We start from the raw sequence: 23,143 nt of genomic DNA, 5'->3' as shown, positions 1-23,143 counted from the left end.
AAAAAAAGCAATTAACAACCTAAAAGATATAGCTAAATATGCTTTTTAATTCTTATATCTTCATTTTTGTTTTTCTCCCCATTACCATTTTAGGATTTTTTTTTATTCCAAAAATTAGAAATTTTAGATTTTCTTTTCTTTGGTTGACACTTGCTTCTTTATTTTTCTATGGATATTGGAATTTTAAGTATTTATTAATTCTCCTAACTTCTATCCTGGTAAATTATGTTTTCGGGCAGTTACTTGATAGGAATAAACAGAAATCAGCAAGAGCTAAGGGACTTCTAGTCTGTGGCACGATTTTTAACTTAGGTTTGTTGGGTTACTATAAATATGCTGATTTTGTCGTTAACTCTATAAATTCCAGCTTCAAAACTAACTTACCTAATCTGAATATTGTTTTACCTTTAGCCATTTCATTTTATACATTCACTCAAATTGCTTATTTAGTTGATGTTTACAAAGGAGAAACAAAAGAACAAAAATATGATTTGATTAGCTACACTCTATTTGTATCATTTTTTCCTCAACTAATCGCCGGACCCATTCTTCGCCACAATGAACTGATTCCACAATTTCACAAATTGTCTATTTTTCGATTTTCTGAGGAAAATTTTGCAAAAGGAGTTACTTTATTTATTCTTGGTTTATCTAAGAAAGTTATCATTGCAGATAATCTCTCCCCTTGGGTTACCTTAGTTTTTAATAATGCCGATTCAGTTAGCTTTTTAGAGGCGTGGATAGGTGCTATCAGCTACACTTTTCAACTTTATTTTGATTTTTCCGGTTATTCAGATATGGCAATTGGATTGGGATGGATGTTTAATATCCAATTACCTATCAACTTTAACTCTCCTTATAAAGCAACTTCAATAATTGATTTTTGGCGTCGCTGGCATATTACTTTATCTAACTTTTTACGGGATTATCTCTATATTCCTCTCGGTGGCAATCGACTGGGAGAATTTAGACGTTATATTAACTTAATAATTACGATGCTTTTAGGTGGACTTTGGCATGGTGCAGGTTGGACTTTTGTTATTTGGGGTGGTATGCACGGTCTGCTTTTAGTCATCAACCAAATCTGGCGACGTTTAGGCATTTCTATACCCAAGTTTTTGGCATGGATTTTGACATTTCATGGAATTTTGCTGAGTTGGGTATTATTCAGAGCTAAAACTTTTGCAGATGCTTTTCATATCATTAAAGTAATGACTGGTATCGAAGGTATTTTATTACCCCATACTTTCAAAATATTTTTGAATTGGGTACCGATTGGAGGTATTTTTAAAGGATGGCAAGAACTTCTCTATCTTCCACCCATTGGAGGAAAAAATAGTCTAATAATCTTATTCATTGTGTTTGTAAGTACTCTGACTTTACCTAATACTCAAGAACTAATGAGTCGATTTAAACCTAATTTAAGAACGGCTATATTAACGAGTATGCTGGCAACTACTTGTTTTCTATTTTTTAATAGAATATCAGAATTTTTATATTTCCAATTTTGAATAGAATATGAATTTATTTCTTTATTTATTTCTTTTAGAATGTTAGAGATAAATCTATTCAGTTCAATGGCGAGACAATATGGTTTATAAATTCAAGAAATACTTAATATTTTTAGTAATATTTTTTTCTGTGCAATGTTTTACCTTATTGAGTTTTAATTTATTCATAGATCCTTATGGTATATTTAACTTTATTACCATCAAGAATGTAAATCTTTCAAAAATCAAACAAGAGACTAATGTACGGATATTTAAGTCATTAGAAGTCTTACAAAAAAAACCTAAAATATTATTACTCGGTTCATCTCGAACTGATGTCGGCTTAAATCCCCGTCACGTGAAACAGCTTGATATTAACACTGTTTACAATTTAGGGATTTTAGGGGCAAATATGTATGAGGTTATGCGTTATTTTCAACAGAGTATAGCAGTAGAACCGAATATTAAAAAAGTTATTTTAGGAATCGATTTTTTCATGTTTAATGAAAATCGAGATGCAGATGCAAGCTTTTATGAAGATTTATTAGAACAAAAATATTTTTGGTCGAGTTTTTTAAAATGGACTTTTTCAATTGATACTGTTTTTGCAAGTTTTGAAACAATTCAATGGAATCAAGCGGGTAAAACATTGACCCCTTATGATGATTACGGAACTCGTAATGAAAAGTATTTTATTCGCTATAATTTACCAGAAGAATCGAAAATCAAGGGATTTGAAGTCACATTAAAGAGGTTTTTGGAAGATCGAAGTCTTTATAAAGATTATCAACTTTCTCCAGCGTCTTTAGAATATTTGAAGAAGATAGTTGAAACTTGCAAGGAGAAAAACATAGATTTGTATATATTTATCTCTCCTTCCCATGTAACTCAATGGGAAGCAATTCATAAGGCTGGAATCTGGCCAATTTTTGAACAATGGAAGCGTGAAGTCGTAAAAATCTCAGAAGTTTGGGACTTCTCCGGTTACAATAGTATCACTGAAGAAATAATTAGCGATCGCATGTCTAATTATTTAGATAGTTCTCACTATAGTCAAGCAGTGGGTGAATTAATTTTTCAGCGTCTTTTGAATCAAAATCACAATCAAATTCCTTCAGATTTTGGTACGGTAATAAATACAGACAATATTGATGATTACTTATCAACAACTAGGAACCAGCGAGCATTGTGGTTAGAGACTAACTCTCAAACTGTTGAATTTCTCAATAACATTAATGTAGACCTTTAATTGCTATAGCTTTTAGAAAAGCGACAACCATTTTCCAAAAAATAAAACCTTAGAATATTAGTTAAGAGAAGATAAGCACTGTCTTCCATAAATAGCTAAATTAGGTGTAAAAATGGGAGGGAATGTATTGATTTTTGTCCATTGATATCGATCTGCTGGTTCGCGTAAATAATTTTGCAGGGATCCATCCATTTCTAACCATTTTGCAGCGAAATTTTTTCCTAAATTGATATAACCTTGGGAGTCAAAGTGAAGATTATCTTCTGCTTTAGACAACGATAAAGTAGATAAAGTTTGAGTATAAGATAAGTTCTTGGCAACTAACTTTTGATTTTCTCTGACTTGGTCGGCGTAAATAAAGTCACCAAAACTGGTTTGATGTTGGTTAGTTAGTGGAATCAAACCATATACAAAGGGGAGATTGGGTTGATTTAAGTCTTTTCGCAAGGTCTGAATAAAGTTGCTTAAGTTTAAAGCATAGTTGTTAGCCATGTAAAAATCTGATTTAGCATCCGATTCTCCTTGCATCCAAAAAAAACCTGAAATTTCAGGAGTATACCCTAATTGAGATAAGTCGCCGATCGCCTCATTGACAAGAACGAGCATTTTATGATAGAGAGAGTTTGGATAATTTGGATTCCAATCTATTTCTAGATTGGTTCCATTTTTAGAATATTTGATGAGTGCGACTGTTTCTCCAATAACTGTTGAGATAGATACACCTACAGAAATTTCCGGACCAAACCCAACTTGATATGCCATTCTCCCTGTTGAAGGTAAGGGTTCGGTAGGTGGCTTAAGGGGAACCCACCGATTTTGGCGATCGTACCAAAGAGTATTATTTTGAGTTACAGTCATTTCGGAGGGCAAATCTTCCATGTTTGATAACGAACCAACCATGTTTGATTGTCCGGCTAGAATGAAAACTTTAATGTTTTTTGAAGTTGACATTTCTAAGTTTCGATCTGCAATTGCTGCATCACTACTCAAAGGTTGAGTGGAGCGATCTAACATACTCTCTAAAAAGGGTAGATTCAAGGAAGGGTCGTGAATCATCAGATCCTTCAAAAACCAATTAATACCAACTATCGCTAAAAAACAATCAATCATCAATCAAGTTATTTTGTACAATTTAATCCACCCAAATCTATAAACAACGATTTTATATCTACTCAAATAAACTCCAATAAATAGTTTAATCTCTACACAAATAAATTTTAATTCTATAAATAAATTAATTGAATCGATTCAATGACCCCAACAAATGAAGGGGTCAGTCATTAGTGTTATTCATCAATTAACATTATTTTTTGCTCATAGAGAGTTGAGTTAAATTCATTATTTCTCAAGTACAAAAAAGTAGTGATATGGATAATAGGGATCCTGGAATTGTCGTTTCAATTTCAGACCTGTGGTTTCAATGGATTTGAGGATGCGTTTTTTAGGATATCCCTTTAAGCCAATTTCCCAGTAATGTTCTTCAGACAAGGGAGTTGAATGCCAAAATTTAGGAATTTCTAATTTTAGATATTTTGGAGTCCAAGCGAAAGAAGCATGAAACTGTAGGGTCATAAAAATACTTTGATAGGGTAGGGAAATTACAACATATTTTTTGCTGGCTTCTGAAAACTTGATTAAAACTTTTTCAAAAAAATCGTAAGGAATATGTTCTAAGACTTGAAATGCAACAATAACATCGAAAGTATCTTTTGGCAGTTCAAAGTCTGTCATTAAGTTAAGTAGAATATCTGGTTTGAGATCTGGGTTAATATCAGCCGTTGTCACCTGATAACCATTAGGACTCATAAGATGAGCAAAAATCGAATTTAAGATACCAATTTCTAAAATATTTGTAACTGATTTTCCTAAAGATTTAATAATTCTAACTTGGTTGTAGTAAGTTACCATCCGATGCTTGGTAATATATTCGCGATCCATGTCTGAACTCCTAATACTAGTTTTGTCTGAATTAAGATGTAGTTTTTTTAGTTGGCTCAAAAACTCAAATTGAAAGTATTTAATCTATTCTATCTCAATGGAAATTGGTTTTAATGATTTTTGTGAATTCTTTATATTTTTAACAATAACTGTTCGATTCGATCGATAGTGTTATCCAAGGTGAATTTTTCGATAATACATTTCCTGCTTTTTTCACCTAGATATTTTTGACGATCTCGCCAATTAATAAAGGCATTAATTTTAAGAGATAGCTCTTCTTCATCACCCGGTTGAAACATTTGATCTTCAAAGTCACTGCCTAGAATTTCAGGAATTCCTCCAATATTACTGGCGATAACTGGAGTTCCACAAGCCATCGATTCGATAATACTGCGACCAAATGGTTCTGGATAGATGCTCGGTAAAATAGTTAGATCGCTAAGTTGATAAAGTATTGATGTCGTTTTGACATGACCTAAAATTTTTACATTATTTTGTAGTTTTAGATCTTTAATTAATTTTTGTAAATTCAGTTGATATTGTTGTTTGTCTTTTTCTGTGCGGTGAGCGACTGGAATACCAGCTAAGAAAATTTTTAAAGGAATTTTAAATTTAACGATCGCTAATGCACAAGCTTTTAACAAAGTTTCTATTCCTTTTTCAGGATCGAGACGTCCTATATAAGAAATCACTCTAGTTCCTGGAGGAATTTTCCATTGTTTTCTAAGAGACTGATAATTAGTAATCGGTTTAAACTTTTCTGTATTGGTTCCATTATAAATAACTTGTATCTTTGAAGGTGAAAGATTCAAGGTGTGAGACCAAGTTTTTAGGGTATGATTAGAAATAGCAATAAACCGATTTATTTTAGAAATTGCGTAAGTATCTTGTTTATGAAAAATAATTTTTTCCCCTAAAGCTAAGCGAATATGAAAGACAGATGGGATGCGTTTAAGGTAGCTGAGAGCAATCGCAAAGGGACTCCATAGGTAGTTATCGAAATAAATTAAAGAATTTCGATAACTAGGTATTTTCAATAAACAACTAACAGCAGTAATAGTTTTTAAAAACTTTATACTGCTAGTTATGGGATGTTGTCGATCTATTCGCCATTCTTCGATATGAATTAAGTTAACACAGAACTTTTGATATTCTTCTAATAAATCGCCTGTACGTAGGTAAATTAGGATAATATGATGGCCCCGTTTTGCTAATTCTTGACAAACTTCAAACAGGCTTAAGTGCTTGCCACCAAGCGATGATGAAGGATCGGTTTCTAAAGCAATAATGTACATATAGCAATACTAAACAAGTTGGAACAATAAAGAGACTGTTAACCCGATTCGACTTTGGGTTTAGTCCGAGTTCAATTGGTGAATTTCCGACAGAAATGACAGATTAAATGGGTGGATTGAGAAAAAAATCGGTATCGTCTCTTTACTATTCAATAAATGTTACAGCTCAGATAAAATTGGTATAGCTCGATTGACTTGAATCATTAAAATTTATAAATTTTGCAAAAGATAATAATCATTATTCACTCGGTTGATAAGCCAACTAATTGTAAATATTCATTGGCAGCTCGCTTAACGGTAAAGTAGTTTGCACGTTGCTTGAGAAGAGTTCGATCTATGGGGGACTCCAAACTATGTTCCATTGCTTTAGATAAGGCCGAAGTATCTGTTATAGGAACTAACCAACCGTATTTTCCATTTTCTAAAATTTCATCAGGTCCATACTGACAGTTAGTTGAAACGACCTGACATCCACTTGCTAATGCTTCAATTAAGACCGTTGGTAAACCTTCCCATAAAGATGAGAGAACAAAGGTGTTTGCCTGTTTTAAATAAGGATATGGATTTTTAACAAACCCCGGTAAATCCACATCAGAGCGAATATTTAATTCATCCACTAAGTTTTCTATTTGTTTTCTTAATTCACCATCGCCTAATATAATGAGTTTGGCCGGACGTTTTTTTCTGAGTAGAAAAAAAGCTTGAATGAGAGTAAAGTGGTCTTTTTGTGGAGCAAATCGTCCTACGGAAATAAAAACAGGAGCCTGTGGTGAAGTTAACCAAGGATGAGCAATGGAGTCTTCTAACGCTATAGGGACTTTTTTATCAATAACGGGGTTATAAATTGTTTTGATTAAACCGGGTTTTAAATTCAAGCCTTTTTCGATTCCTCTTGCTAACCCTAGAGAATCAGAAACAACCGCAGTTACTTGCGGATACCATAATTTCATTGCCAAAGGCAAAGTGATAGAAAATAAACTATTTTTTGTATTATCTTTTAAATGACTTTTGACTGAATGACGGTATCCTTGTAGTTTTACTAAATCATTAAATAATAAAGTTTGTTCTATTAAAATAAGTTTGCTGCTTTGATGATGTAGAGACCAAGCGATCGCCGAGCAAATATTCGCAATTGGCAAATATGAAAAAATATAATTTGGATTTTCTGCTGCAAAATATTTCGTTAATTTATCTGTTAAACTAATATAACTTTTTATTCTATTCTCTAAATGAATTTTGAGATCGATGGTTCTGACATTGTCGGGAATTTCTTGTTCGTATACCCCTTTACCCCAGCCTACGACTAAATCAATGGATAAGTCTTGACGTTGAGCAATAAAATTGAGAAGGTTAAATGCAAGTCGCTCTATTCCTCCATAATTTAAACTTTTTAGAACAAATGTTAGTTTTTCTTTACGAAGAGACATAATTACTTTAATGAATTTAATTGAAGCTATTATCTTTTTCTCAATAACTCAATGGGACTTAGAGAACATTGTAAATAAAAGTTAATTTGAAAGGTGGCCGTTAAGTTATTTTTTAATTTTCCTTTATATTTTAAAAAATGTAAAACTAGACGCTTTCCATTCCCTACAATAGTTCTAAGAATAATCCACGGTTTTTGCCACGGTTTGGCATTAATCATTAAGAGTTTGCAGGTTGCCAATCCACAACCTTGGGCTAGTTTCAATAAATAGTCTTTTTCTAAGCGCCATTTAGGAATTTGATGATAGGTATGCATCTCAGGATTGTACCAAATTTCCCAGCCATGCTTATGTAGATAAAGAAGTGGTTCGTAGTCGTCGCCTTGAATTAAAAGACCGGGGAGTTTTCCGGTTAAGCTGGGACGAGGAGGGACGCTTTCTTGCCATGCCTGTTTGCGGACGATGAGGGATGCAGCAGGAGGGAGTCTGAGGTTAGCTGCGTCGAATCGAAAGGGTTGCGAACCATGTTCTCGGATGGCGAGGAAAGGTTCGATGGGTTTGAAGTTTTCGGGGGGAGGGATTTCGTAATTGGCGTGAATTTGACCGCCGATCGCCCCCGCTTGAGGATGTTCTTTGCAAAAAGAATAAGCTGAAATGAGCCAATTGGGTTCGGGCCAGTTGTCATCGTCAAGAAAGGCAATATATTCTCCTTTCGCTTCTTTAACGGCTCGTAATCGAGCGAAGGCAGCGCCTTGTTCGGACTCTAAAATGTATTTCAGTGGAATCGATCGCGGCCAGGTTTCTTGATAGTTTTTGACAACTTCTTCGGTGTTGTCGCTGCTATTGTTGTCGATGACAATAACTTCCCACTTGAGCGATTCAGTTTGGATTTGCGATCGCACCTTCTCCAAAACCTGTGGGAGTCTTTCCGCTCCATTATAAGTGGGAATAGCGACAGTGAAATCTAGCATGATTTTGGGAGAGAGATGTAAACGATAGAAATCCCTGAATTCCAGATTGAAAGGCGGGCAAGATCTGCACGCTACGGGATGCCTGACTCCTTCTTTAAATAACCATGTTTCCAGAGATAAAAAGGACTGATAAAACTACTCGTTAATAACTCAAATTCGCCCTCTATTATTAAATCATTTTTGATTTGAGTGCGGTATTTTAATAAGTATTGGAGGATTTTTCGCAGGTCGTTGACCATGTAGACGATCGCCGCTAGCGGTCTCAACGATGGCGGAATGCGAACCATGCGGGTGACGTAGCGACTTAAGCCAATTCCGCGTAAAAAGGGCAATAAATAGGCTCGTTGGAGGCGCGATCGCCCGATTTTATGTTCGATCTCCATCGCCGGGTTGTACCAAATTTCCCAGTCCGATTTTTGAATGTAGGATAACACTTCTAAATCTTCACTGGTGAGCATACTTCCGGGAATTCTGCCACTTAAAATGCAGCGTTCGGGAACATTATCGAGCCATGCTTGTTTACGCACGACTAATCCCGCCGAAGGGGGCAGTAAATTACTTTTGGGATCGTAACAAAGCGGTTGCGATCCTCTTTCTATAATAGCAAATAACGATTGAATGCGTCTGAAATTCGGCGGTGGTTCGGCTTCAAAAGCGCCGTGAATTTGGCTGCCGTAGGCTCCCGCTTGCGGGTGTTCGCGGGCAAATTGTACCGCCGCCGCGACCCAATTGGGTTCGGGTAAATTGTCGTCGTCGAGAAAGCCAACTAACGGCGATCGCGCTTCGCAAATAGCTTTTTTGCGAGCGAACCCTGCCCCTTGTTGGCTTTCAAAATAGGCGTGGAAGGGAATCGAGGCGGGCCAGGTTTCTCGGGCGATCGCGATCGCCTGGGGCGTATCGTCATTGCTGTTATTATCGATGACAATAACTTCCCACGAAAAGCCCTCGGTATTGACTTGTTTTTTCAAATTTTCCAACACTTCGGGCAAGCGATTTGCACCGTTGTAGGTGCAGATGGCTACTGTAAAATCGACCATAACCCGCCTCGTTTTGGTTTTGTCGTTTTAGGGTTGTAAATTTGGCGATCGCCGTCCTTTAGCTTAATTCACTTCCTCTCCGGTAATATCGATGGTCGGTTCGCTGCTGAAGGTAGAAACTTCCCGGCGCGTTTGGGCTTCTTCCACCTCATTTCGCCATACATCTTTGAGTTCTCGTTCCGTTTCTTGTTGGGGTTCGCCTTCAATTTCTTCTTTCACTTCTTGGAGTTCTTCTGTAATCGAAGCTTCCCCTACCTTTGCTTTAGAAATCGGCTCTTTTTCCCCATAGCGGTTCGATGATGCTGCTTCAGTCAGGGGTTGGTTGTCGAAAACTAACGTGCTTTCGTCGCGATCGATATAAACCGTGTCGCCACTGACAAACTTCTGCTCCAATAATAACGTAGCCAGGGGGTTTTCTAATTCCCGTTGGATCGCCCGTTTCAGGGGTCTGGCCCCATAGACCGGATCGTAACCCACTTCGGCGATATAGTCTTGCGCTTGCGGGGTCATTTCCAGGCGAATTTTCTGGTCGGCGAGCAGGCGTTCGATGCGCTTGAGCTGAATCCCGACGATTTGGCGCAGTTCGGAGCGAGAAAGGGGGTGGAACAGGATAATATCATCCACGCGGTTGAGAAATTCCGGGCGGAAATGCGATCGCAGGGCATTGACCACCCGTTTTCGCATTTCTTCATACTGGCTGTCATCTCCGGCGACGTCGAGAATGTAATCGCTGCCGATATTGCTGGTCATGACGATCGCCGTATTTCTAAAATCGACCCCGCGACCTTGGGCATCGGTGATCCGCCCGTCGTCAAGCACTTGCAACAAAATGTTAAATACGTCGGGGTGAGCCTTCTCCACTTCGTCGAACAGAATCACCGCGTAAGGGTGACGGCGCACGCTTTCGGAGAGTTGTCCGCCTTGGTCGTAGCCGACATAACCGGGAGGGGCGCCGACCAAGCGCGACACCGAATGTTTCTCCATATACTCGGACATGTCGATGCGCACGAGGGCATCTTCGGTGTCGAACAGGGCCGCCGCTAAGGTGCGCGCCAGCTCAGTTTTCCCCACTCCCGTCGGTCCCATAAACAAGAACGAGCCGATCGGTCGCCCGGGGTCTTTCATTCCGGCGCGAGCGCGGCGAATGGCAGCAGCGACGGCAGAAACCGCCTCTTCTTGGCCGATCACGCGCTGGTGCAGGTAAGATTCGAGTTTGAGTAATTTTTGGCGCTCGGATTCCAACAGCCGATTGAGGGGAATTCCGGTCCATTTGGCGACGATTTCGGCGATGTCGGCGTCGGTGACTTGTTCGCGCAGGAGGGAGGAGCCTTCGGATTGCAGTTTGACGAGTTCCGCTTCTTTCGCTTCACGATCGCGCTGGACCACTTCCAAGCGTCCGTATTTTAACTGAGCGGCAGTGTTGAGGTCGTAATGACGCTCGGCGCGCTCGATTTTAACCCGCAGTTGGTCTTCTTCCTCTTTGAGGGTATTGATAGCGTCGAGTAACTGCTTCTCGGCTTTCCAGCGATCGCTGAGGGTCTGCTGTTGCCCTTTTAACTGCTTAATTTCCGCTTCGATCCGCTCCAAGCGCTCTTTTGAAGAACTGTAGGCGCTTCCGGTCGGGAGGGGAACGCTCGTATTGCCTTCCCCTTCGAGGGAGAGTTTTTCCATCTCCAACTGCATGACCCGGCGTTCTACATCTTCGAGTTCGTCGGGTTTGGAGGTAATCTCCATTTTTAATTTCGCGGCGGCTTCGTCTACCAGGTCGATCGCCTTATCCGGGAGGAAGCGATCGCTGATGTAGCGGTGAGACAAATTCGCCGCCGCCACCAGGGCCGAATCGAGAATTTTAACCCCGTGGTGAACTTCGTAGCGCTCTTTCAAGCCGCGTAAAATCGAAATCGTATCGTCCACCGTCGGCTGATCCACGAGCACCTGTTGAAAACGTCGCTCTAGGGCCGCATCTTTTTCGATATGCTTGCGAAACTCGTCTAAAGTCGTGGCGCCGATACAACGTAGCTCACCTCGGGCGAGCATCGGTTTGAGTAAATTCCCCGCATCCATGGTTCCCTGTCCGGCGCCCGTCCCGACGACCGTATGCAGTTCGTCGATAAACAGGACGATTTGACCTTCCGATTGGGTGACTTCGCGCAGGACCGCCCGCAGGCGTTCTTCAAATTCGCCTCGGAATTTGGCTCCGGCGATCAAACTGCCCATGTCCAGAGAGATGAGCTGGCGGTTTTTGAGGGATTCGGGAACGTCGCCGTTGACGATGCGCTGGGCGAGTCCTTCGGCGATCGCCGTTTTACCGACCCCCGGTTCCCCGATTAAAACGGGATTGTTTTTGGTGCGCCGCGATAGCACTTGGATCACCCGGCGGATTTCTTCATCGCGACCGATCACCGGGTCTAACTTTCCGGCTTTCGCCTGTTCGGTGAGGTCGCGTCCGTATTTTTCTAACGCTTCGTACTGGCTTTCCGGGTTTTGGTCTTGGACTTTGGCTTTACCGCGCGTTTCCTTAATCGCCGTTTCCAATAGTTGCGGGTCGAACGGCGTGCGCGGGTCGGCGGTGGATGCTTTGATGACGCGACGACCCACGCGCTCGTCTTCCCACAAGGCGATCAGTAAATGCTCGATGGAGATATAACTATCTTGCCAGGATTCGCGGGCGGCTTCGGCTTTGTCGAGTAGCAAGTCCAAACCGCGCCCGAGATAAAGCTGGCTCGTGTTGGCGACTTTCGCCTGACGGGCCGCAAACGCATTGAGTTGTTGCAGGAGTTTTTCCGGCAGGATCCCGGCGCGCGGCAGGATCCGATTGGCGAGTCCTTCTTGTTCGAGCAAGGCGATCGCCACGTGTTCGACTTCGAGCTGTTGGTGTTGGTAACGGCGCGCGACATCTTGGGATTTGACAATCGCTTCCCAAGCGCGATCGGTAAACTTACTGGCGTCAGTGGGCTGCATGTTTTAAATGCTCGGTGCCTCCAAAAGGTGCTGGGTCGTTAGGCCGACAGTTCGTTTCTATTGAAACTCAAAATCACGGGAAACGAACACCTGTAGTCTATCTCAGATTTTCCCCCGAACGGCTTTGCTGTCGCGATCGAGGCGGGCGTACCGACGCCCGCCGTCGAGCCTGATTTAACTCGCTGCAGTCGCTTTCTCTTTTTCCGTGGCCGATCCCTGGGTTCCCAGTTGAATTAACTCGATTTTATAGCCGTCGGGATCTTGGACGAAAGCAATCACGGTGGATCCGTGTTTCATCGGTCCGGGTTCGCGGGTGACGGTGCCGCCTTTGGCTTTGATTTGTTCGCAAACGCCGTAAATGTCATCTACGCCGAGGGCGATGTGACCGTAACCGTCGCCGAGGTCGTAATGGTCTTTCCCCCAGTTATAGGTCAACTCGATGACGGCAGTTTCGGACTCGTCGCCGTATCCGACGAAGGCGAGGGTGAATTCACCGCCGGGATAGTCTTTTTGGCGCAGCAAGTTCATCCCGAGGATGTTGCAGTAAAAATCTAGGGATTTGTCTAAATTGCCGACGCGCAGCATGGTGTGTAACAGTCGCATCGAGACCCTCCTGTTGCGAGTTTCTTTTTTATTGTAAAGGGAGGGGTTTTGGGGAGTTTGGAGTTTGGAGTTTAGAGTTTGGAGTTTAGATTTCGATCGCGTTGGGGACTCGGTTAGCGCATCGTAGCTAGGCTAACGCTATCGGGGAAGTAAATCCGGTAAACTTTTGAGAGTTTATTTGAGAGTTTGCCTCGATCGCCCCTCCGGTCCTGTCCGGCTATGGGGAGGGGCGATCGCTCGAACAGTCCACGATTGGCGAGTTGCACTCCAAATCCTGCAAGCAGAAGAGGGAATCATCAGTATGTTAGATAATACGGCGATTGACATGATTAACGCCCGCGAAATTCTCGATTCTCGCGGACGTCCGACCATTGAAGCCGAGGTAATCTTGGCCAATGGCGCCCGGGGTCTGGCTCAAGTTCCTAGCGGCGCTTCCACGGGCTCGTTTGAAGCTCACGAACTGCGCGACGGCGACAAAAATCGTTATGGCGGTAAAGGGGTTCAAACGGCGGTGGATAATGTCATCCACAAAATCGCCCCTAACCTCGAAGGGTTGGACGGTTTAGATCAAGCCACGGTAGACCATACGGCGATCGCCCTCGACGGTTCCCCCAACAAAGCCAATCTCGGCGCCAATGCGATTTTAGCCGTGTCTCTGGCCACGGCGAAAGCGGGCGCGGACGCCCTGGGAATTCCGCTCTATCGTTACTTAGGCGGTCCGATCTCTAACGTGCTGCCCGTTCCGTTGATGAACGTGATTAACGGGGGCGCCCACGCCGCCAATAATATCGATTTTCAAGAATTCATGATCGTTCCGGTCGGGGCGCCGACGTTCCGCGAAGCCCTGCGCTGGGGGGCGGAAGTGTTCGCCTCTTTGAGTACGGTTCTCGACGAGAAAGGGTTGCTCACCGGGGTCGGCGACGAGGGCGGTTTTGCGCCGAACCTCGGTTCCAACCAAGAAGCGCTCGAAATCTTGATGGCAGCCATTTCTAAGGCGGGTTACAAACCGGGCGAACAAGTGGCGTTGGCGTTAGACGTGGCGGCGAGTGAATTTTATAAGGACGGTCAGTATATTTACGAAGGCAGCGCCCACCCTCCGGCGGAGGCGATCGCCTATTTGGAACGCTTGGTCGCCGAATACCCGATCGTTTCGATTGAAGACGGTTTGCACGAGGAAGATTGGCAAAATTGGCAACTGTTGACCCAGAAATTGGGCGACAAGGTGCAGTTAGTCGGCGACGACTTATTCGTGACCAATCCCACCCGCTTGAAGAAAGGGATTGACAGCAATGCGGGGAATTCGATCTTGATCAAACTCAATCAAATCGGTTCCCTGACCGAAACCCTCGACACGATCGATATGGCCAACCGCAACGGTTATACTTCGGTGATCAGCCACCGTTCCGGCGAAACGGAAGATACGACGATCGCCGATCTGGCCGTCGCGACCCGCGCCGGACAAATTAAAACGGGTTCCCTCTGCCGTAGCGAACGGGTGGCGAAGTACAATCGTTTACTGCGGATCGAGGACGAGTTGGGCGATCGCGCGGTCTACGCCGGGACGATCGGCTTAGGTCCGCGTCGCTAGGCAGTCGCTAGGGATTCGTAGCGCCAGCCTCTCGAACGTGCTAGGGACACGGCATTGCCGTGTCCCTAGCGGGCAAAGTCCTATGTATAGATAATGGCGGTAGAGAGGAGACGATCGCCCGTCCTACGGATAAAAGCCCAACTGGGGCAACCCGAGGGTTTCGTCCCAATCCATCATCAAATTCAGACATTGAATCGCCTGCCCCGCTTGACCTTTGAGCAAGTTATCAATCCCTGACATGACGATCGCGCGATCGGTGCGTTGGTCGATTTCGACGCCGAGGTAACACATATTACTACCCATCGCCCATTTGGTCTGGGGATAAACTCCCGCCGGAAGCACCTTCACCCACGGGCAATTGCGGTAAAACGCCGTGTAAATCGTCACTAAATCCTCCCGAACCAGGCCGGGATCGCGTAAGTTGGCGTAGACCGTGGACAAAATCCCCCGCACCATCGGGATTAAGTGGGGCGTAAACTGAACTAAAACCTCGTGTCCGGCCAAATCGCTGCAAATTTGCTCGATTTCTGGCGTGTGGCGGTGGCTGGCAACGCCGTAAGCGGCAAAAGAATTATCTGCTTCCGCTAATAACAAATTCACTTTCGCTTTGCGACCGCCGCCAGAGGTTCCCGATTTCGCGTCGATAATGGCACTTTCCGGCACGATCATCCCTTGTTTGAGCAAGGGCGCCAGAGCGAGCAAACTGGCGGTGGGATAGCAACCGGGACAGCCGACGAGTTGGGCGTCTTTAATGCGATCGCGGTACAATTCCGGCAAGCCGTAAACCGCCGTCGCCGCCACCTCTTTATCGGTGCGATCGCCCCCATACCAGGCTTGATAGGTATCTAAATTGCTAAAACGGTAATCGGCGGACAAATCGAGAACCTTGCAGCCTTTATCCAGCAAGGTCGGCGTCATTTTCCACGCCAATCCGTTCGGTAACGAGAGAAAAACCACGTCACAGCGATCGCCGATGGTCTCGGGATCGACCGTTTCAATCGTTAAATTCGTGGCGAGATCCATGTGAGGGTATAAATCCGAAAAAGCTTTCCCCGCGCTGCTTTCGCCACCCACGTAAACTAACTCCAAGTGGGGATGGTCGGCAATCAAACGAACTAACTGCACGCCTCCGTAACCGGATGCCCCGACAATACCAACTTTGACTCGTGTTGAATCTCCCATGCGACCTCTCCTTTCCTCTGATATGCTCGTCTGGCCTGCGATCGACCCGAATCTTTCCCCGATTTTTGCAGATCTTTACAGAACTGTTGCTGCATTTTAGTACCAAATTGGAAATTTAAGTCTCGAAATGCCTACATCTGCCAGGGGAAAAGCTTCGCGCCTCCACCGTCCCCGCCCGTTTTTACCCCGAGCCAACATGGGTTAGGATATAGGCCGAGGACCGTAGCGTAGCGGACTTGACGCCTGTTCGCGCCACGGTCTCGCAGTGAAGACGACACAGAAGAGACAAGTTAATGAGCAAATATCACGTTTACGGGATTGGCAATGCTTTGGTGGACATGGAATTTCAACTTTCCCCAGAGTTGCTACAACAGCTCAGTATCGATAAAGGCGTCATGACGTTAATCGACGAATCACGAGAACGAGAACTGATCGAAACACTGAGCGATCGCCCGTCTAAAATGATTTCGGGAGGATCCGCCGCTAACACCCTCGTCGCGATCGGGCAATTGGGCGGCAAATGCTTCTATTCTTGTAAGGTCGCCGACGATGAAAGTGGCGAATTTTACATGAAAGATCTGGTCAGTTGCGGGATCGAAACCAACTTGCAACACCACGAGCCCGGCGAAGGGATTACCGGAAAATGTTTGGTTTTCGTCACCCCCGACGCCGATCGCACTATGAATACTTATCTCGGGGTCAGCGCTACTTTTTCTAAAGACGAACTGGTTCCCCACGCGATCGAAGATTCCCAATATCTCTACATCGAAGGTTATTTACTCGGGGATACGAACGGCAAAGAAGCGGCGATCGTCGCTCGCGATATCGCCCAAAAAGCAGGGGTTAAAACCGCCCTTTCCCTCTCCGATCCCAATATGGTCAAGTTTTTTAAAGAAGGTTTGATCGAAGTAATCGGCTCCGGTTTAGATTTCATTTTTGCCAACGAAAGTGAAGCGTTGCAAATGGCCGATACCGATAATTTGCAAGGGGCGATCGCCCATTTCAAAACCTTAGCTAAAGGCTTTGCGATCACCATCGGTCCCAAAGGTTCCGTCATTTTCGACGGCGAACAACTGCTCGAAATTCCCGCCCAAAAAGTCGAGGCGATCGATACCGTCGGCGCCGGAGATATGTACGCCGGAGCCTTCCTCTACGGCATCACCCACGGCATGAGTTACGAAAAAGCGGGTCATCTCGCCTCTCGCGCCGCATCCAAGATCGTCACCTCCTACGGTCCGCGACTGTCGGCGGAAGAAACCAAAGCCCTGTTAAATTAAAGACCCATAAAATAAGAGGCGATCGCCTCTTATTTTCAATCGAGAAAACCAGAGACAAAAATCTCTGGTTTTTTTCGCGATCGTCATTTAGAATTTTTCTATATTCCTCGATCGAGCTAAAAAAAAGATCTTTTAAAAAATGTTTCAACCGGATCGAATAATCAAAAAAAGAATTGTGCTTTAGGTTTAAATAAGGACTATCCCATTCAATACAATATCAATTGTCAAACCTCTATCTTATTTCCTATTCATTCAAAGATCGCCTTTTTGGTAAACTATCAATAACCCAACCATGACCGAACATCAATTACCAAAAACCATCGAAGCTTTACTCGATCCAAACATTTATCCCCACCCGGTTAAAGAACCGATCCAACTAATTCAAACCCATGCTTCATTCGTTTTGCTAACTGGGGATTACGTTTATAAAATCAAAAAAAGCGTCAATTTTGGCTTTCTGGACTATTCGACCTTAGAGAAACGGCGGCATTTTTGCCAAGAAGAAGTCCGCATGAATCGACGCAGTGCGCCGGAAATTTACCTAGGGGTTGTCGCGCTGACCCAAACGGCGGATACTCCGGTGGAGACCCTACGCGATCGCCTCGAATTCGACGGGACGGGCGACCCGGTAGAATATGCGGTTAAAATGCGACAATTTCCGCAAGAGTGCTTGTTTAGTTCCTTGTTTCAAGCGGGAAAATTGAGCGAAGATCGCATGAGAGAACTGGGGCGCGTCGTTGCCGAATTTCACGGAAAAACGGAAACTGACGATCGCATTCTCCAATTCGGAGAAATCGCACAAATTCGTCAGGCGATCGATGAAAATTACCGCCAAACCGAAAAATACATCGGCGGACCGCAAACGCGGCAGCAATTTGAAGAAACGAAAGCTTACAGCGATCGCTTTTTTGTCGAACGCAAAGACTTATTTAAGACCCGGATCGCACGAGAAAAAATTCGCGAATGTCACGGCGACCTGCACTTAAGAAATATCGCCCTTTACGACGATCGCATCATTCTATTTGACTGCATCGAATTTAACGAATCTTTTCGGTTTGTCGATGTCATGTACGATATCGCCTTTGCGGTGATGGATTTGGAATCGCGGGGGAGTCACGTCCTGGCGACGGTGTTTTTAAACGAGTATTTGGAACGAACCGGGGACTGGGAAGGGGTGCAAGTGCTACCCTTATACCTGAGTCGGCAGGCATACGTGAGAGGAAAAGTTACCTCTTTTCTGCTCGACGATCCGACCGTGGACGAGACGGAGAAAGACCGGGCGCGGGACACGGCGGCCCATTATTACGAGTTGGCTTGGCAGTACACGCGGCGCGATCGCGGGCGCCTGATTTTGATGTCCGGGTTGTCGGGATCGGGGAAAAGCACGGTAGCGCGGCAGTTGGCGAAACCGACGGGGGCAATTCACATTCGTTCCGATGCGGTTCGCAAGCATTTAGCGGGAATCGCCTTGCACGATCGCGGGACTGACGCCATCTACACCCCCGAAATGAGTCGCAAAACCTACGGGCGCCTGTTGGAATTGGGCGAACTGCTGGCATCGCAAGGGTTTACCGTCATTTTAGATGCGAAATACGACACTCGGAACCATCGCGAAGCGGCGATCGCCGTCGCCGAAAAACGCGAGATTCCATTGACGATCGCCCACTGCACGGCGCCGATGGAGGTCTTGCGCGATCGCCTGCACCAGCGTCGAGGAGATATCGCCGACGCGACCGCCGATTTACTCGCCAGTCAGCAACAAGCGGCAGAATCGTTTACCGAACGCGAGCAAGCTTACGTGAGAACCATCGATACGACGGCGGCGATCGCCCCTCAATTAGAGGCATTTTTCGCCCCTTAAACGGGCTTATTCCGGTTCGGAAATCGGAATTTCTACGGTAAACTCCGTCCCGCAACCGGGAGAGCTATAACAACACAAGCGTCCTCGATGTTTTTCCTCAACAATTGTCCGACTAATTGACAGTCCCAAACCCGTCCCTTTGCCGACGGGTTTGGTTGTAAATAAATAGTCAAAGACACAAGTTTGCACCTCTTGCGGCATTCCGACGCCGTTATCTTTAAAGGACACGGAAATATAACCCTCTTTGCAAGTGCTGTAAATGCGAATTTCGTTGGGATTGGCTTCGATGTCTTCGTAACTGCGATCGCGATCGCTTTCTTCTAACGCATCGATCGCGTTAGATAAAATATTCATAAAAACTTGATTGAGTTGGCTCGGATAACAGCGAACTTCCGGGATATTGCCGTAATTTTTAATAATTTTAATTTCCGGGCGATCGGGATTGCCTTTCAGTCGATGTCTGAGAATCACTAAGGTACTGTCAATCCCGGAATGAATGTCAAATAAAACGCGATTCGATAAGTCATTGCGCGAAAAAGTCGTAAGGGAACGGCTGATACTGCGGATGCGTTCGCTTCCGAGTTTCATCGACTGAATTGTTTTGGGAAAATCTTCTAAAATATAGGGTAAATCAATGCTTTCGGCATGGGTAGCGATCCCGTCTCCCGGATTGGGAAAAGTTTCTCGATACAATTGCAAATGTTCGATTAAGGCTTTCCCGTAATCTTGAATGTAACGCAGATTGCCGTCAATAAAATTAATGGGATTATTAATTTCGTGAGCCACTCCGGCGACGAGTTGACCCAAAGTAGACATCTTTTCGCTGTGAACTAATTGCAGTTGCGATGTCTTGAGTTCTTCTAAAGCATTTTGAAGCTCTAACGTGCGTTGTTTGACTTGTTCTTCTAAGGTTTGACTGAACCAGCGTAACTTTAAATGAACCTTAACCCGGGCGATCGCTTCTTCAGTTTGAAAAGGTTTGGTAATATAGTCTACGGCGCCGAGTTCTAAGCCTTTGACTTTATCGACCGTATCCGCTAAAGCGGTCATAAAAATAATCGGAATTTCGGCAGTGTTGGGATTGGCTTTTAACCGCTTGCAGGTTTCAAACCCATCAATTCCCGGCATCATGACATCGAGTAAAATCAGATCGGGACTGGCATATTCGGTCTGCTCGATCGCGGTTTCGCCATCGGTTGCGACCAAAATTGTCCATCCCGAGCCTTTAATCGAGTCGCATAAAACTTTTAAATTGGTGGGATTGTCATCGACGATTAAAATACGAGCGGATTCCCCAATCGGATCGAGTATCATTTTGGTGTGATGTTTGCTTGTTAACTGTATCTAAAAACTCGAACTAAGCTGTCAAAAAAATAGATTTTGATTGAATGGATGGAGTTAATTGTAACCCACAATCTGAGTTTGCAGGAGAAAAATAAGATAAGTTCGGATCGACTAAGCCGATCGGTTTTTTGGGAGGAACGATCGCAGGAGTTCTTTGACTTTTTTGACCTGAAAGCTCTCGGTTAATTGCAAAATTTCGCGGGCAAAGGGTTCGAGGGCGCGATCGTTGCTAACCAATCGATCGATCGCCTCTTCAATGCCTTGTAAATTGCCCATCATGGCTAAATCGTAAAGCTGTTCGAGCTGTGCGCTATCCGGTACGACCGAAGGGGTGCCGGAGTCCTCCTCGGGAGCGGGACTGGCGGCGTCTACTGTTTCATAAATCCACTCCAATTCTAAATAGTTTTGCAAAATCTCGAAGAGGCGATCCATTTCGACGGGCTTGGGCAAAAACTCATCGGCGCCCATTTCAAAACTCTTGGCGCGATCGCGTTCAAAAACACTGGCGCTGGCGACGACGATCGGAATTTTCTTTAAGTTTGAATCGGCGCGCAGTTCGCGAATCAATTCAAACCCATCGACCGTCGGCATCGTTAAATCGGTAATAATTAAATCCGGCGAATGTTTGCGGGCCAGATCGAGTCCGTCGCGTCCGCAATTGGCTTCGATCGCCTGACAGCCGATCGCTTCGAGAACCATCACTAACACTCCGCGATTTTCCGGGCGATCGTCCACGATCTCGATCGTCGGTTTTTTATGTTTAATGCCGATAATTTTACCGAAGTGCGGAGTCGATCGCCGTTCCACCCAATCCCGGGCAATTTCTAGGTCGAGATCGAACCAAAAGATCGTTCCCGTTCCCAACTGACTTTTAACCTGTAATTGAGCGCCCATCAGGGTGACAATTTGCTGACCGATCGCCAATCCCAACCCGGTTCCTTCGGCTTTGCGGTGGTTGTCTCCCACTTGCTCGAACGGCTGAAAAATCTTTTCTAATTGGTCGGGACTCATGCCAATTCCCGTATCTTCAATCTCAAAACGAACCATTTTTCTCCCTTGAGAATCGCCGAGGGAACTCACCTTAAACGTCACCCGACCGCGATCGGTAAACTTAATCGCATTGCCGAGCAAATTAATCAACACTTGGCGCAAGCGTTTTTCGTCGCTGCGAACCCCCGGGGGCAAATTGCTGGCGATCGCGAAGTCGAAGCCAATCCCTTTTTGTTCCGCTTTAATGCGACAAATTTCGGCGACTCCCGTCAAGAAAGAGGGAAAATGAAAATCGCTGTTATACAATTCCAACTTGCGCGCTTCGATTTTTGACAAATCGAGAACGTCGTTAATTAAGGTCAGTAAATGAGAGCCGCATTGATAGATAATCTCGATACCTTTGCGATCTTTGTTCGATAAAGAGGAGGATTGTTGGAGAATTTGAGCGTAACCGAGAATGCCGTTGAGGGGGGTTCGTAGTTCGTGGCTCATATTGGCCAAAAATTCGCTTTTGGCTTGATTGGCGGCGTCGGCGGCGACTTTGGCTCGTTCTAATTCTTGGGTGCGTTCCTCGACGCGCCGTTCCAGGGTTTGGGAATAATCGCGCAGTTGGCTGTTGGCGGTTTCCAGTTGGCGGTTGGTTTGGGCGAGTTGCCATTGTTTGTAGTGATTGGTCGTGGCGATCGCGCTGACCCCCATCGCCAGAAACGGAGAGACGACGGGAATCACCCAACCTGCGATAAAGGCGAGATAACTACCGCCCATCAGAACCAGTCCCCCGGCGCCGATGCCCCACAGGGTCAGACCGCCGGGAAGGGTAGACGATCGCTCGCCAGCCCGTTGCAGAAACCAACTGCCCCCGGTTCCGATACTGGCCCACAGAAAAATCCACAGCCATTCCTCGGTGGAGGACCAGGCTTGTAGAAGCGGGCGCCCGTGTAGGGCGGCATTGAGAATTTGACTGGCTAAATTGGCGTGAATGGCGACCCCCGCCATCGGCGGATCGTCGTCGATCCAGGAACGGCTGTAGGGGGTCTCGAAAAAGTCGTTGGTGCTGGTGGCGGTCGAACCGATCGCCACGATGCGATCGCGCATCAACTCCGGGGGAATCTCGCCGCGCAACACCTCGCTCATCGAGATTTGGGGGAACATGATTTCTTTGCCCCGCCAGTTCATCAAAATTTGATAGCCGCCGAGGTCGTCGCTGTTGCTGTAGCCCGCTTGTCGGGGGCGCAAGGGCTTGAAGACGGCTTTTCCTAAGTGGAAGAGTTGCCGTTCGGGGTCGATCGCCTCCAAGTGGATGCCCTCGCTTTCGAGATAACTCAGGGCCAGACGAACGCCCAGCCCGAGTTTGATCGTGTTGCCATCTTGAAAGTCGGTCGCGGAAAGCAGACCCCGGCGAACCGTGCGATCGCTGTCGAGGATCAGATCGGCTAGGGCCACGCGATCGCTCGCCTTGAGAATGGGGGGCGGCGCCACGCGATCGCCGATAATTTTTTCAACGCCGATTAAATTAGGCGTTTCCCGGAAGACTTCGACCCGGCGATCGTAACCGGGTTCTTCGGGAAAATTGCGATAAATATCTAAACCGATGGCGCGCGGTTGTTGGGCGTCGATCTTTTCGATCAGTTCGGCTAAAATCCGGTCGGGAATCGGCCACGCGCCGACTGCCGTAATATCATTTTCGTCGATGGTCACCAGGACGATCCGCTCTTCGCGGGATTCTCGCGGACGCAGGCGAAAAAATTCGTCGCGCACGGCCCATTCGAGGAATTTGAACCAGCCGAAAAAGCTCCCTGTCGCGATCGCCACCGTCACGATCCCCGAGATCGATAACATACTGCGCCATTGAGTCATTGGGTGGGTGGTAGCCTCCGGCATGGCTCGATTGAGTGACTTTCAGCAGCTCCCAAACAAAACGGGTTCGAGGAGA

At 45.3% G+C, this 23,143-nt stretch carries 16 protein-coding genes and 1 pseudogene; 5 read left to right on the top strand and 12 right to left on the bottom strand.

Translation table 11 applies throughout. The annotated features are described in order from the left end of the window. The first annotated feature begins 38 nt into the window (after positions 1-38). Both HCG48_RS22145 and HCG48_RS22140 read left to right on the top strand, forming a co-directional pair. A complete protein-coding gene (locus HCG48_RS22145; protein ID WP_168571114.1) occupies positions 39-1,511 on the top strand; it encodes an MBOAT family O-acyltransferase in 1,473 nt (490 codons plus the stop codon). A gap of 130 nt (positions 1,512-1,641) precedes the next feature. Then, entirely contained in the window at positions 1,642-2,739 is a 1,098-nt protein-coding gene (locus tag HCG48_RS22140) for a hypothetical protein (protein WP_168571113.1), read from the top strand. 57 nt (positions 2,740-2,796) lie between these two features. On the opposite strand, the gene HCG48_RS22135 is transcribed toward HCG48_RS22140, so the two are convergent. From HCG48_RS22135 to gloA, 8 genes are all read right to left on the bottom strand, one after another. Next, positions 2,797-3,849 (bottom strand): sialate O-acetylesterase, encoded by a 1,053-nt coding sequence (locus tag HCG48_RS22135; protein WP_168571112.1) that lies wholly within the window; start codon positions 3,847-3,849, stop codon positions 2,797-2,799. Between the two features lie 228 nt (positions 3,850-4,077). Further along, positions 4,078-4,677 carry a class I SAM-dependent methyltransferase gene (locus HCG48_RS22130; protein ID WP_168571111.1) on the bottom strand — a complete coding sequence of 200 codons (600 nt, stop codon included), beginning with the start codon at positions 4,675-4,677 and terminating at the stop codon, positions 4,078-4,080. Between the two features lie 131 nt (positions 4,678-4,808). Continuing rightward, complete coding sequence (locus tag HCG48_RS22125) at positions 4,809-5,972, bottom strand: glycosyltransferase family 4 protein (protein ID WP_168571110.1); 1,164 nt, start codon at positions 5,970-5,972, stop codon at positions 4,809-4,811. A 242-nt stretch (positions 5,973-6,214) separates the two neighbouring features. After that, positions 6,215-7,399: a glycosyltransferase gene (locus tag HCG48_RS22120; RefSeq protein ID WP_168571109.1), complete on the bottom strand. Its 1,185-nt coding sequence runs from the start codon at positions 7,397-7,399 to the stop codon at positions 6,215-6,217. 29 nt (positions 7,400-7,428) lie between these two features. Beyond that, positions 7,429-8,367 carry a hormogonium polysaccharide biosynthesis glycosyltransferase HpsE gene (hpsE, locus tag HCG48_RS22115; RefSeq protein WP_168571108.1) on the bottom strand — a complete coding sequence of 313 codons (939 nt, stop codon included), beginning with the start codon at positions 8,365-8,367 and terminating at the stop codon, positions 7,429-7,431. A 71-nt stretch (positions 8,368-8,438) separates the two neighbouring features. After that, positions 8,439-9,404 carry a hormogonium polysaccharide biosynthesis glycosyltransferase HpsE gene (gene hpsE, locus HCG48_RS22110; protein WP_168571107.1) on the bottom strand — a complete coding sequence of 322 codons (966 nt, stop codon included), beginning with the start codon at positions 9,402-9,404 and terminating at the stop codon, positions 8,439-8,441. Between the two features lie 63 nt (positions 9,405-9,467). Further along, positions 9,468-12,365, bottom strand: a complete 2,898-nt coding sequence (clpB, locus tag HCG48_RS22105; RefSeq protein WP_168571106.1) for an ATP-dependent chaperone ClpB — start codon at positions 12,363-12,365, stop codon at positions 9,468-9,470. 174 nt (positions 12,366-12,539) lie between these two features. Continuing rightward, positions 12,540-12,968 (bottom strand): lactoylglutathione lyase, encoded by a 429-nt coding sequence (gene gloA, locus HCG48_RS22100; protein WP_168571105.1) that lies wholly within the window; start codon positions 12,966-12,968, stop codon positions 12,540-12,542. 301 nt (positions 12,969-13,269) lie between these two features. Between gloA and eno the strand changes: the two genes are divergently transcribed. Beyond that, positions 13,270-14,556 (top strand): phosphopyruvate hydratase, encoded by a 1,287-nt coding sequence (eno, locus tag HCG48_RS22095; protein WP_168572020.1) that lies wholly within the window; start codon positions 13,270-13,272, stop codon positions 14,554-14,556. 123 nt (positions 14,557-14,679) lie between these two features. Here the strand turns inward: eno and argC are convergent, their stop codons facing one another. Further along, positions 14,680-15,738: an N-acetyl-gamma-glutamyl-phosphate reductase gene (argC, locus tag HCG48_RS22090; RefSeq protein ID WP_168571104.1), complete on the bottom strand. Its 1,059-nt coding sequence runs from the start codon at positions 15,736-15,738 to the stop codon at positions 14,680-14,682. 293 nt (positions 15,739-16,031) lie between these two features. Here argC and HCG48_RS22085 point away from each other — a divergent pair, with 293 nt between their 5' ends. Then, on the top strand, positions 16,032-17,015 hold the full coding sequence (locus HCG48_RS22085; RefSeq protein WP_168571103.1) for an adenosine kinase: 984 nt from the start codon (positions 16,032-16,034) through the stop codon (positions 17,013-17,015). Between the two features lie 292 nt (positions 17,016-17,307). Next, positions 17,308-18,876 carry a bifunctional aminoglycoside phosphotransferase/ATP-binding protein gene (locus HCG48_RS22080; protein WP_168571102.1) on the top strand — a complete coding sequence of 523 codons (1,569 nt, stop codon included), beginning with the start codon at positions 17,308-17,310 and terminating at the stop codon, positions 18,874-18,876. Positions 18,877-18,882: 6 nt separating this feature from the next. On the opposite strand, the gene HCG48_RS22075 is transcribed toward HCG48_RS22080, so the two are convergent. The 3 genes and pseudogenes from HCG48_RS22075 to HCG48_RS22070 all read right to left on the bottom strand — a co-directional run bounded on the left by HCG48_RS22075 (position 18,883) and on the right by HCG48_RS22070 (position 23,091). Then, the gene (locus HCG48_RS22075; RefSeq protein WP_375339347.1) at positions 18,883-19,833 is read right to left on the bottom strand and encodes a sensor histidine kinase; all 951 of its coding nucleotides are present in this window, start codon (positions 19,831-19,833) and stop codon (positions 18,883-18,885) included. Continuing rightward, positions 19,810-20,190, bottom strand: a pseudogene (locus tag HCG48_RS26945) (response regulator); the annotation flags it as partial. The pseudogene HCG48_RS26945 and the gene HCG48_RS22075, both read right to left, overlap by 24 nt. A gap of 141 nt (positions 20,191-20,331) precedes the next feature. Beyond that, positions 20,332-23,091 carry a CHASE2 domain-containing protein gene (locus tag HCG48_RS22070; RefSeq protein WP_210437106.1) on the bottom strand — a complete coding sequence of 920 codons (2,760 nt, stop codon included), beginning with the start codon at positions 23,089-23,091 and terminating at the stop codon, positions 20,332-20,334. Positions 23,092-23,143 lie beyond the last annotated feature (52 nt).

The sequence above is a fragment of the Oxynema aestuarii AP17 genome, from assembly GCF_012295525.1.
Taxonomy (GTDB): Bacteria; Cyanobacteriota; Cyanobacteriia; order Cyanobacteriales; family Laspinemataceae; genus Oxynema; species Oxynema aestuarii.
The sequence above is the reverse complement of the archived record's forward strand: the minus strand, read 5'-3'. Positions and strand labels throughout refer to the sequence as shown.

What these genes read in the sequence shown, in the direction of transcription:
- HCG48_RS22145 (WP_168571114.1), top strand. Translation starts at nt 39, where the DNA reads ATGCTTTTTAATTCTTATATCTTCATTTTTGTTTTTCTCCCCATTACC.
- HCG48_RS22135 (WP_168571112.1), bottom strand. Translation starts at nt 3,849, where the DNA reads ATGATTGATTGTTTTTTAGCGATAGTTGGTATTAATTGGTTTTTGAAG.
- HCG48_RS22130 (WP_168571111.1), bottom strand. Translation starts at nt 4,677, where the DNA reads ATGGATCGCGAATATATTACCAAGCATCGGATGGTAACTTACTACAAC.
- HCG48_RS22125 (WP_168571110.1), bottom strand. Translation starts at nt 5,972, where the DNA reads ATGTACATTATTGCTTTAGAAACCGATCCTTCATCATCGCTTGGTGGC.
- HCG48_RS22120 (WP_168571109.1), bottom strand. Translation starts at nt 7,399, where the DNA reads ATGTCTCTTCGTAAAGAAAAACTAACATTTGTTCTAAAAAGTTTAAAT.
- hpsE (WP_168571108.1), bottom strand. Translation starts at nt 8,367, where the DNA reads ATGCTAGATTTCACTGTCGCTATTCCCACTTATAATGGAGCGGAAAGA.
- hpsE (WP_168571107.1), bottom strand. Translation starts at nt 9,404, where the DNA reads ATGGTCGATTTTACAGTAGCCATCTGCACCTACAACGGTGCAAATCGC.
- clpB (WP_168571106.1), bottom strand. Translation starts at nt 12,365, where the DNA reads ATGCAGCCCACTGACGCCAGTAAGTTTACCGATCGCGCTTGGGAAGCG.
- gloA (WP_168571105.1), bottom strand. Translation starts at nt 12,968, where the DNA reads ATGCGACTGTTACACACCATGCTGCGCGTCGGCAATTTAGACAAATCC.
- eno (WP_168572020.1), top strand. Translation starts at nt 13,270, where the DNA reads ATGTTAGATAATACGGCGATTGACATGATTAACGCCCGCGAAATTCTC.
- argC (WP_168571104.1), bottom strand. Translation starts at nt 15,738, where the DNA reads ATGGGAGATTCAACACGAGTCAAAGTTGGTATTGTCGGGGCATCCGGT.
- HCG48_RS22085 (WP_168571103.1), top strand. Translation starts at nt 16,032, where the DNA reads ATGAGCAAATATCACGTTTACGGGATTGGCAATGCTTTGGTGGACATG.
- HCG48_RS22080 (WP_168571102.1), top strand. Translation starts at nt 17,308, where the DNA reads ATGACCGAACATCAATTACCAAAAACCATCGAAGCTTTACTCGATCCA.
- HCG48_RS22070 (WP_210437106.1), bottom strand. Translation starts at nt 23,091, where the DNA reads ATGCCGGAGGCTACCACCCACCCAATGACTCAATGGCGCAGTATGTTA.